General features: G+C 44.3%; 9 protein-coding genes. All 9 read right to left on the bottom strand.

Annotated elements, in window-relative coordinates; translation table 11 throughout:
- Nucleotides 1-145: 145 nt before the first annotated feature.
- Nucleotides 146-1,498 carry a vWA domain-containing protein gene (locus LI091_RS07015; protein ID WP_110102969.1) on the bottom strand — a complete coding sequence of 451 codons (1,353 nt, stop codon included), beginning with the start codon at nucleotides 1,496-1,498 and terminating at the stop codon, nucleotides 146-148.
- Nucleotides 1,495-2,505: a leucine-rich repeat protein gene (locus LI091_RS07020; protein WP_110102970.1), complete on the bottom strand. Its 1,011-nt coding sequence runs from the start codon at nucleotides 2,503-2,505 to the stop codon at nucleotides 1,495-1,497. The genes LI091_RS07015 and LI091_RS07020 overlap by 4 nt, the downstream gene beginning before the upstream one ends.
- A 188-nt stretch (nucleotides 2,506-2,693) precedes the next feature.
- A complete protein-coding gene (locus tag LI091_RS07025) occupies nucleotides 2,694-4,103 on the bottom strand; it encodes a serine hydrolase domain-containing protein (RefSeq protein WP_173722473.1) in 1,410 nt (469 codons plus the stop codon).
- Nucleotides 4,096-5,475, bottom strand: coding sequence for an APC family permease (locus LI091_RS07030; protein WP_178687473.1), 1,380 nt, complete (start codon nucleotides 5,473-5,475; stop codon nucleotides 4,096-4,098). The genes LI091_RS07025 and LI091_RS07030 overlap by 8 nt, the downstream gene beginning before the upstream one ends.
- Nucleotides 5,476-5,651: 176 nt before the next feature.
- Nucleotides 5,652-6,296: a GntR family transcriptional regulator gene (locus tag LI091_RS07035; RefSeq protein ID WP_173739759.1), complete on the bottom strand. Its 645-nt coding sequence runs from the start codon at nucleotides 6,294-6,296 to the stop codon at nucleotides 5,652-5,654.
- A 142-nt stretch (nucleotides 6,297-6,438) separates the two neighbouring features.
- A complete protein-coding gene (locus tag LI091_RS07040; protein WP_015526181.1) occupies nucleotides 6,439-6,831 on the bottom strand; it encodes a VOC family protein in 393 nt (130 codons plus the stop codon).
- A 93-nt stretch (nucleotides 6,832-6,924) separates the two neighbouring features.
- On the bottom strand, nucleotides 6,925-7,911 hold the full coding sequence (locus LI091_RS07045) for a carbohydrate kinase family protein (RefSeq protein ID WP_235812422.1): 987 nt from the start codon (nucleotides 7,909-7,911) through the stop codon (nucleotides 6,925-6,927).
- 248 nt (nucleotides 7,912-8,159) lie between these two features.
- Nucleotides 8,160-9,518 carry a GntP family permease gene (locus LI091_RS07050; protein WP_015526183.1) on the bottom strand — a complete coding sequence of 453 codons (1,359 nt, stop codon included), beginning with the start codon at nucleotides 9,516-9,518 and terminating at the stop codon, nucleotides 8,160-8,162.
- A 63-nt stretch (nucleotides 9,519-9,581) separates the two neighbouring features.
- The gene (locus tag LI091_RS07055; RefSeq protein ID WP_015526184.1) at nucleotides 9,582-11,198 is read right to left on the bottom strand and encodes a mannitol dehydrogenase family protein; all 1,617 of its coding nucleotides are present in this window, start codon (nucleotides 11,196-11,198) and stop codon (nucleotides 9,582-9,584) included.
- Between the last annotated feature and the right edge of the window lie 318 nt (nucleotides 11,199-11,516).

Raw genomic sequence — 11,516 nt, forward strand, 5'->3', positions numbered from 1 at the left:
GCCATACAATCTCCTGTTCTGTATATTTTCCGTAACATTGTCTGCTGTTACCTATTTTCTACACTATAACTGATATGCAGATAGCAATATACAAAATAAAAGATTAAAATATCAGATTCATGACATAAGATATGGATATAATTCTTTACAATTCTTCCTCCGTGATCACCAGCTTCATGGCCCAGGCCGGGATATCCACATCCTCAGGCTCCTGCTCCATAAATACAAATGCTGTCCGGTATGGCGGCATCTTTGCCGGAAAAATACCGTAACCGTCTGTAAAATACACCAGTCCCTTCAGATTTTCAAACTCACGTTTTTCCATCAGCTCTTCCACATAAGCAAAAGCCGGACGGAAATCTGTACCTCCATCACCGTAAAGTTCCAGGCTGTCCATGTAATCCTGCAGTTCTTCTCTGCTGGTGATCTTCACATCCGAATGCACCTTCTCATCACACTGGATAATGTGTATATTTACCTTCTGGAAAAAATTCCCGCTGTCGCTTAAGATCCCATAGGTTTCCTCCAGAAATCTCTGTACCAGTTCTCCTGAACAGGACATGGAGGTATCGATCACCATGACAAATTCCGAAACTTTTTTCACTTCTCTGGTTTCCAGGGGTTCGATCAGCGGCATATTCCCGTAAAGGGAAAGCCCGTAGGTATAAAAATTATAATCAAAGCTGTCCGGATCTACAGTCAGTTCTTCCCGAAATACTGCAAACTTCCGCAGAAATTCCCGATAATCATATCGTTCCCGGTTCTCTATTTTCAGCTGATCCAGAAAATCTCCGTCCTGCGCTCCTGCCTCCCTGGAAAAGGTCTCCAGATCTGTCTCAATTCCTTCGCTGATATCTCCCCATTTTTTGCTCATCAGGGGATTGGGTTTCCGGTCGGGCTGCTGGTTTGCCCAGTATTTATGGTCGTCCACGTAGAACTCTTTTTCAAGCTGTGCCAGTTCTTTTTCCTTCAGAAATTCTTCTTTCAGAATCTTGTAGATTCTCTCTGCATTCAGCGTCTTCTTTTCCTTTTCCAGAAGACGGTAGGTTTCCCTCCGGAGAAGACTTCTGGAATATCGGACTGAGCGGTGGTAGATCCCGTCGATCATATGCTCCACTGCAATATCGCAGCTTAAATTCCACAAACGCTTCTCTATTCCCGGCTTCCCAAAGTGCCGGAAAATGCAGTGAAATACCATATGGAGATATCCTCGATTCACAAGAATCCTGTTTTCTTTATAAAGCCCGCCAAGCTGTGCCGGATGGAAGTACATCACAGCCCCGTCTGTTCCAAACGGACTGACCGAACCATCCATCTGATAAATAAAGCTGCTCAGCGCCACATCCAGAAAACGCATGCCAAGATACAGCTCGTCTCTTGCCGCCCGGAGGATGCTGCTGCCGATGTCCTGGAGACGCTGGGCCGCCTCCTGGGGATTGGATCCCTGACCGGGCAGGAAGTTATTTTTATTTTTTTCAGTTGTTTCTATATCACTCATAACTGAAACTTCTTTCTCCTTTTAACAGGGCACCTCTCATTTTCTGTCTCCCCGGCCACCTTCTGCTCTTCCTTCAGCATCCGGCTGCGTTCATTCATCAGAAATGCGGAAATCTCCATATCCTTCTTCCCGGACGCCACATCAATACTATGTTCCAGGCCCTCTCTGTTCCAGAGTTTTTCCCGAGAAAGCAGCTCCAGACCATTTAAGCTTCCGCTTTCCACCAGAAATTCCCCGATATCCTTAAGATTTCCCTGGATATAATCCTCATACTGCTTCTTCGCCTTTTCACTGAGCTGCCACGGATAACGAAGCCGCCCAAAGCTCATATCAACCAGAACCTCCAGCTTATCCATTACCACTGCCATATCAAACAGGCTGTCATACTCTGCGAAATCCAGTTCTTTGCTGTAGAAGCATTGCCGGTAATTGGTCCCTGAGCCATGATACTCCGTAAACAAAATTCTCGCAGGCGTATTCTCCACCGCCTCATCATAATGCTCCGGAAAAACCATATGCGCACGTTTTCCACCTGCCTCACCATTTTCATACAGAAAATCCACATCAATCTTCTGCCACAGCTCACCGAGGATCTCCTTTGCACAGGACTTGAGCCCTTTTTTCTGATGGATCACAAGCTCCTTCAGCCCGCTACAGCCCGTAAACGCCCCGGTTCCCACCTGCATCAGCGTATCCGAAAATTCCAGCCGCTCCAGCTTTTTGCATCCATAAAAAATATATCTTCCGATTTCCTTCAGTGTATCGGGAAAAACGATCTCCTGCACTTCCTCTCCGGCAAGAAGTCTCTCTTCTCCGAACGAAATTACATCTTCGCTCTCCCAGGTTTCTGCATCTTCTTCTCCATCCTTATGTGCAGAAAACGCATACGGCGCCGCACTGACTACCGGAAGACCATTGATCTCTTCCGGCAGCACGATCCGGTCATCGGTACCATAACACCGAACGATCTCTATTGCATTATTTTTAATTCTGTAATGTATTTTCATCGTACACTTTCTTCCCTATGTCACAATAATAAAAATTTCTGTTTCCTATTGTAGACTTATTCCAAACAAAAAACAACCCATCGGACCACTGATGGCAAGTCAGTATCCTGCGGGTTGTTCGTTTCTTTTATCATAAGGTTGGAGGAATTGCTATATTTTTATCGGTCTATACTTTGAGTTTTTTCTCTTCAGGATTTAAAGTTTCCTGTAAACTTCCATACCATATCCGGCTGTTCCGGAAGATAGGTAACGTTAGGTCTCCAGGTCGCGATCACGGTATCTTTAGAATTGACCCAGAAGGAATACTCTTCCCTGTAGGAAGTGTTGAGCAGTCCCACAGACAGATATAACGTTTCCTGATCCATTCCATAAGCAATGCTGTGATATCTCTTTGTAAAATCATCCGGATAAAGATCGTTCTGTTTCCAGCTCTTAAATCCTGCATAAGCAATCTTTTTCTCACCCTGGACTATCATTTCCAGACGCAGTTTACATCCTTCCGGAATGATCTTTGCACTTTCAATGTTTCTCGGATTTTCTGTAAAAATAATCTCCCGGTTAAATAATCCACTGAGTTCTTTTTCCGCAGTTTTCAGTCTGCCTTCCGGCTGTGGCAGAGAAAGGCTTTTTATTTTTGCTTCCAGATATTTCTCTCCTTCTTCCCGTTTTTCTTCCGGGCAAGGTATGGAAACTGCTTCCTTCATATATTTAAGGCAGATATCTGCCGCAAGATATTCTCTCGCACCTGCGGTAATGCCAATGGCAACCGGAAGTTCCCGGAAGCACACCAAATACTGTCCAAATGCTCCTTCTGCCGCAAAGATCTCTTTTCCTGCTTTGATGTGATATGCATAATGAGTCAGTGCTTTTTTCTCATCTCCGGGAATTACGACTCTTGACTGTCCCATCTCTTCGATCCACCACTGTGGCACCAGCTGCTCACCCTTCCAGTTTCCTTTCTGGAGAAGGAGCTGTGCCAGTGTGGAAATCTGATCTGCGGTCAGATACATGCCCCAGCCGCCGGTATTATGTCCCTCAGGACTTGTAAGCCAGTTGATCTTTCCAAAACCAAGTTTGTCAAAAACACGTTTCTGCATAATGGACAGACAGTTTTCACCCATAACTTTGGTCACGATCCTGGAAAGTGTATAGCTGCATCCGGAATCATAATGAAAAACTTTTCCGATATCTTCTTTCAGCTTAGGCTGTCCAAGCCAATTCTTCTCCCAGTCTTTTTCCAGTCTGGAAAACCATACATTATTACAGCATTCCGGGGAACCGGCCTGCATGGTAAGAAGATCATATACGGTAATATTTTCCAGGGCTTCATCATATTCATCCGGAAGATCTTCTCTCACATAATCCAGAAATTTATCCTCCAGATGAAGTTTTCCCTCATCCACCGCAAATCCAACACAGATACTTGTTCCGATCTTTGATAAAGAATGCATCATCTGCGGCTCTTCCATTGAGAAAGGTGCCCAGGCTCCTTCAACAACCTTTTCTCCTTTATACCGTACAGAAATATTGTGTAATTCTACGGTGTTCTCAAGTTCCTCAAGCATTTTTGCCAGCTTGAACGGATTTAATTCATTCATTTTTTTCCTCCTCTGCAGGCTGCCATATGGATGTCTCGATACGGATTCCACCTTTTCTGGTGAGATATACACCAATCAGGATCAATGCAACCATAACTATAACAGCAGATACTGCATATACAAGTTTAATACTGAAAATTCCTTTTACAAAAATAATCGTGTAAATGATGATACTGATGGTACAGAATACGTAAAGTCCTGCACTGGAAAGGTGAAATTTGTTCTTCTTCCAGGTATCCGGATATTTCTTCGGAAGACGTGAAATTGCATACACAACTGTAACATTCATAAAAAATGTGATCACCTGGAAAATATTTGTGATCGTCACGATACTCATATCAAAAATGATCGGAAGCAACACTACGATCAGTGTGTAGGTATAGATCAGGTACGGTGCTCCGAAACGGTTTTCCTTCAGAATTCCTTTCGGCAGCCATCCATCCTTGGCAGCCTGAGCGATCGGATATCGTACATCATTAAATACACCATTCAAAGTAGTGATGATTGCCATGATCGGTCCGCCGATCATAAAAAGTTTATACACAATACCAGGAAGGATCTCCTGTGCTGCCGGAAGGATTGTTTCCACACCTGCAACCTCATCGTGAGGAAGCACCCCACCTGTAACCATCGCAAGGCCCACATAAATAAAAAGCAGACATGGCACGCAGGACATTGCCGCAAACGGAACATCTTTCGTTGCTCTTTTCGCGTCTTTACCATACCACAGAACATTGTAGTAACCATTTGCGGAATTGATAAGAAGAAGTGCCGCCAGCATAAAGCCTTTAAAGCCGCCGGTAAACATCTTATCTCCTGAAAAATCAAAGATCGGCTGTCTGATCTGTGTAAGTCCGAAAACAACATACAGAACCATTGTGATCAGAAGAACCGTTGATAATATCTTGCTTACCTTTGCAAAAATATCCATTCCCAGAAGATTCAGAACAAACAGGATAACAACACCTGCGATTGCCAGTGCTTTCACTGTAATTCCCGGGAGGAGATTATTCAAATACAATCCCAGTGCCAACGCAAAAGAACTGTTGAGGATCGGCGTTACCAGTTTCGTATAAGCTACCAGACCTCCGGTGCTAACTCCGGAAAGGTTCGTTACGATGGAATACGGGCCTCCTGCCACGCGCATGGTCCCACCAAGAATAATATACGGAAAAACCATAAAGAATCCCATGACAATCGCTGTCAGATAAGCAAGCCATACAGAATAACCGGTATAAGCCATTGCCGGTCCGATCAGAGTTACCATTCCGGAGCCGATTACCATTCCTACTGCGATCGCAAAAAGATCACCACGCTCAAGTATACCCGGTTTCGGTTCCGGCTTGTTCACAATTATGTTCTTGTCGTTCATTTCATTGCGCCTTTCTTTACTTTTTTACTTTTTATTTTTTATTTTTTATATTGTATACATAAAGAATAGTGAAAAACGCCGTAACTGTCAATAACAATTAACAATTTCGGCGTTTTGTAAAAATTATCTGTTCTGTTTTTGTATACTTTTTACAGAAAAATGGTGATTTCTACAGCCTAATTATACCGTTGCACAAAGTTCTCACAACTGCTTTTTATATGTTTCTGCATACGCAGATAACATTCCATAGCATCACCTTTTCGAATACTTTCTACAATTTCCTCATGCTCTTTCAGAGATTTTCTTACGTACTCTTCTTCATTTACCAGTACGCCTCTGGACAGTCCGTTCCACAGTTCTGACAGCATATTTTTAAGTTTATCATTTCCTGCTGCTGTCCATAATTCCATGTGCAAAGTCTGATTGAGACTTGAATAACTTTCAAAATCACCTTTTTCTATCTCTTCTCTGGAAACCTTGAGGATCTGATCAATCCTCTGAAAATCGATCTTATTTTCACAACACAAAACACAGGCTTCACTTTCCAGTGCCGCCCGCACCTGAAAATGTTCGCGGATCGTTTTTTCATTCACTCCAAGAACTACTGCACGTTTATTTCGCTCCAGTTCCAGAAGTCCATCTCTTGCCAGAATCTGAAAGGCTTCTCTTGTAGGTGTAATGGACACTCCAAGTTCCTGCGCAGTACTTTCCAGTGTCAGAATTTCCCCCGCCGGAATTTTTTTTGAAAGAATTGCCTCTCTGAGATTCGCCGCAATCTTTTCTCTTATGGGTAAAGTCTTTATTGGTTTAAGTCCCAGCATGTATATACTCCTGTTCTTATAGATCTTTTTTATTTAGATGAATATTAACAGTATTCTATTCTAGCGTATTTTTACTGTATTGTAAATTCCCATTAAGACAGGTACCCACATTCTTGCAGGAGACTTAACTGACTTACACATTTTATAAATACTGGCTGAACTCCACCTTCTCCTTATTCGGGCCTTCAATAGTAAAGAACTTCACACCATTCTCCCAGAACGGCAGGAAATGGACTTCATCATTGGTAGTATTCAGTCCGGCTGCTGTCACCAGCTCGTGGACTTTCTCCACATCCTTCACATCAATGGCAACATGGTCAATGGCGCCGGATTCCATTTTTGCTGCTTTGTTCTCGTAAGTCTCGATCACAAGATTTCCAAGCTTCAGGAAAGCAACCTTCTCATTGGCAGCCTCGTTCACCGTCTGGAAAGCGATCTTAAATCCCAGTGCCTCATAAAATTTAATGGTTGTCTCAATATCATTGGTTGGCACACCTACGTGCTGAACTCCGTTCATCTGATCTTTTAAATTCATTTCAAAACCCCATCCTTTCATAAATCTGACATACTCATAAACACAATCGCTTCGCAATTTAGATTCAACTCTGCTACAGTTTTATGAATACGATCACTTTGCAATTCTGCGTTCCACCTGTGCAAGCTCCGGCATTGCCGGGATCGCACCTTTTTTCTCCACGCAGAGACTGGCCACTGCATTGCCGAAACGGGCAAATTCCTTCAGATCCTCCTGGGTCAGCTCGTCCAGATGTTTCTCTGCTGTGCTGACTTTGTACAGGAAACCGCCCCAGAAAGAATCTCCGGCTCCGTTCGTGTCTGCGATCTGTTTCACTGCAAATCCCGGTACCATACAGCCGCCATCCTTGCCGTAAAGATAGGCTCCTTCGCCGCCAAGTGTAACTGCCACAACTTTCACGCCCTGGCTGTACAGTGCTTCTGCTGCTTCCCGGACATCCTTATGATCTGTCAGAAGTTCTGTCTCTTCATCCGAAATCTTCATAAGATCCACATAGGGAACCAGGCTTCTCATATGCTTCTTCGCTGTCTTTTCATCCGGCCACAGAGATGCACGGTAATTGGGATCGTAAGAAATCACGCTGCCCTTGTTTTTTGCTCTTTTTACCGCATAAAACGTGGTATCTCTTGCAGGCTGATCCGTCAGGGACAGGGATCCAACATGAAAAATATGGGTATGATCCAGCACATCCACATCCACTTCTTCCTTCTGGATCTTCGTATCCGCTCCCGGTTTTCTTGCAAAAGAGAAAGTCCTCTCTCCAGTCTCGCTGACTTCCACAAAAGCCAGTGTAGTAAAATAATTTTCATCCAGGAGCATACCCTTGGTATCCACGTTTTCTTTCTCAAGAACAGATTTCAGGAACTTTCCGTGCATATCTTTTCCTGCTTTACCGATAAATGCAGTATGAGCTCCCAGTCTGCTGGCTGCAACTGCAACATTGGCTGGTGCACCGCCCGGATTTCTGGCATACAGCATCTGTCCATCCTCATTGATATCCTGAGATGTAAAATCGATCAGGATCTCACCAAAGGTTGTGATATCATAGATGGATCTTTTCACAGCATCTCCTGTGTCCATAATAAGGTTCTGATCAAGCAGCTGAAAAAAGATCTTCTCGCATTCTTTCTCATTATCTGTATGTATATGAAGCTCTCCCTCGTCAAACTCAGGCATACTTAAGACACCAAGCATAGACTTCGCATTTACAACATAACGGCCATAACATAATTCTACATCACAGGGGATGGATTCTGCAATACTTACCAGCTTTCTTGCATTCTGCATTGTGCCTAAAATTACTTTTACTATCATTTTTGTCTACTCTCCTATGCAAACAGGCTGATCACAACAGCACAGACCAGACCTGTTACTCCTACGATGGTTTCCATCATTGTCCAGGATTTCAGGGTTGTTTTCTCATCAATCTCAAGAAGGGAACCTACCAGCCAGAATCCGGAGTCATTTACATGGCTGAATGCCGTTGCGCCTCCGTTGATGGCACAGACCATTGCTGCCAGATAAACCGGTGACAGGTCTGCAACTCCGGGCATAGCCGCCATAATTCCTGCTGCCATTGTCATAGCCACAACTGCCGCACCAACCGATGCACGGATCAGAGCTGCAATAAGGAATGCAACCAGTACAAGCGGAAGTCCGCTTTTTTCCAGGGCTGGTCCTATAATATTTCCCATACCGCAGTCCTGCAGCACCCAGCGGATGATACCTCCACCAGTGATGACCAGAAGAATCTGTCCGGTAGGCTTCAGAGAACGATCCAGGATTTTCTTAAGCTGCTCTCCATTATAGCCCTGCTTCTTTCCAAGAAAATACATGGCAAGCAATACTGCTATGATCAGTGCCACAAATGGTGTTCCCAGAAATTCCAGAACAGGACGTGCCGCGTCGATTCCCGGAATGTATTCAGAAACTGTATTGCACAGGATCAGTACCAGCGGAACAAGAATGATACATAATACTGTAGAAAATTTCGGCAGATTGGCTTCTTCTTCCTCACGTACCTCCTGGATATTGGAGGGCAGCCCTGTATTGATCTTTTTGCCGATAAATTTGGACCATAAGATTCCTGCAAAGATCAATGATAAAATGCCCACAGGCACACCTACCGCGATCATCACTCCGAGATCCACATTCAGCATATTTGCCACCAGAACAGATCCTGCTGATGGCGGTATAAATGCAAATCCGGTGGCAAGTCCGGCGAGAAGAGGAATCACATAATATAAAGTAGATTTCTTTGTTTTCTTCGCAAGTCCGAATGCCAGAGGGATCAGGATCACAACGCCAGCCTCAAAGAATACCGTAGTTCCTACCACAAGTCCTGTGATCCCAAGAGCGATTCCCGCTTTTTTCTCACCAAATTTGTTTATCAGTGTCTGAGCAACGCACTGTGCGCCGCCGGACACTTCCAATATCCCACCGAACAGAGAGCCCAGTCCGATCAGGAGTATGATTCCCTGTAAGGTTTCTCCTGCGCCGTTTTCCACAGTGCTTACCAGCGTTGGAACCGGCATTCCGGCGCCAAGCCCGATAACCAGTGCAGCGATCAGCAGGGATAAAACCGGGTGGATCTTAAATTTTATGATAAGTAACAATAATAATAAAATTCCTGCTGCTGCCGCGATCAACAGTCTTGCCGGGTCTGCCGCAAATACCGGTTCTGTCATCTTTCCATTTACCTCATTTCTCTTTATTCAATATTTACATAAACTGTTCTCGTAACCCTGGTTTTATTTTACATATTTATGAATAGTTGCCTTTACAGCTCCGGGGCCGACGATCATCTCACGGAACATGTCCTCGATCTTCTCTCCGACACCATCTTTATAGAGGTCTGTGAAGAACAGTCTCTCATTGGAAAGGATCGGCTTCAGCTGATTCTTAAAGGTCTCCGGTTTTCCGATCACGATATCTCCAAGCTGCTCCTGAAGTTCCTCATTCATCGGGTCCGGTGCAAGCTCAAATTTGTTTCCTTCATCATCTACAGCCAGCATGTATCTCAGCCATCCTGCGATTCCAAGCGGGATTGCTGTCAGCCTGGAAGCATCTCCAAATTTCTTCACATATGCTTTTACAGTCTCACCGAAACGGATACCTACCATCTGGGACACATCTACAGCCAGACGAAGGTTGGTATCTCCAAGATACTCATTCGGGAAACGGTCATTAAAAAGCTCATCCACAAATGCCTGTGGGGAAAGGATTCCAGGATCTGCAACTACCGGAAGTCCCTCGTCATAAGCAACCATACGGGCCATTTTCATCATATCTTCGTTGGTGTTCAGCATATGTGCAAACAGATCATAGCCAAGTACCACACCAAGAGGGCCGGTTGCGGAATGTACAGGATTCAGGCATACGGTTACTTTCATTCTCTCGGAAAGATTGACGGTATTTCTGTCCGCCATGTATACGCCGAAGCCTTTTTCCAGAGCAGGGCGTCCGTTAGGGAAGCTGTCCTCGATAACAAGATACTGTGGCTTCTCAGCATTAACAAATGGTGCTATGTATGTCTTCTTTCCTGTGATCACCGGCTGCATGTCTTCAACGCCAAGCTTCTCAAGGTCTGCTGCGATCTGCTCGCTTGGACGAGGTGTGATCTTGTCGATCATGGTCCACGGGAATGCAACCACCTTCTCGTCCGTTACATAATCTACGAAGCCATCATCTACGAAGCCCGCTTTATGCCATTCCTCTGTCATAGTCAGCACGGACTCACGAAGCTTGGCGCCGTTCTGTGAGCAGTTGTCCATGGATACCAGGGCGATCGGATATTTCCCTGCTTTATATCTCTCATTCAGCATAGCCACAAGAACTGCCATTGCTCCCGTTGCCTTATCCGGTCCGTTCTTAATATCTGCTTCCACAAACGGGAACCATGTTCCGTCTGCTTTCTGGAGTGCATAACCCTTTTCTGTGATAGTGAAGGAAACCAGCTGCAGGGATTTAGCCGCAAAAATTTCTTTCAGGCGGTCCCATTGTCCAGCATCAGATGACTGTGCTTTCACTGCTTCTGCAAGCGCCCCAAGAACTTTGTATTCACGGGTTCCATCACCGTGGAGAATGACATTTAAGCCAAGGTTGTCATATGGCGCGTAAATCTTATCTACTACATCATAATCAAAGGTCTCTACACATGTGATGCCTCTGTCAAGAACTCCCCCTTCCAGAAGACCATCTGCAATACCTCCGATAAATACACGGAAGATATTTCCGATTCCGAAATGTACCCAGCCTGGCTCCTTCTTCGCTTTCTCAGTAACTGCCTCTACATCGTATCCTGGAAGATTGATGCCTGCTTTCTCCCATGCTTCACGCTCTTTGATTCCTTCTCTTGTTAATTTCATGATAGAACCTCCTTTTTTTCGTTCATTTCGTTATTTATGTCTTTTACTTATGTTTATGTCTTAACTGTAAGTAGAGTATAAAACTTTCCTTTTTAAAAATCTATTGGCAAAGCGTCTAATTTTACTCTTATTTTTTTGTTTACTTTTACCCGTTCTCCCCTACATTGCATTTCCCGCAAATTTATACTAAAATACATTTAACAAATGTAGCAAGAATTCTCTCACCTCTTCAGGTGGTGAGATGAATTGCACATCGGAGCATGTCTGCTCAAAAAAATCTCTATAGTATAAAAGAAACACTTGTTCTCCCTTCCCTGA

Origin of the sequence: Blautia sp. MSK20_18, assembly GCF_020553125.1 — a bacterium.
Taxonomy (GTDB): Bacteria; Bacillota; Clostridia; order Lachnospirales; family Lachnospiraceae; genus Blautia_A; species Blautia_A fusiformis.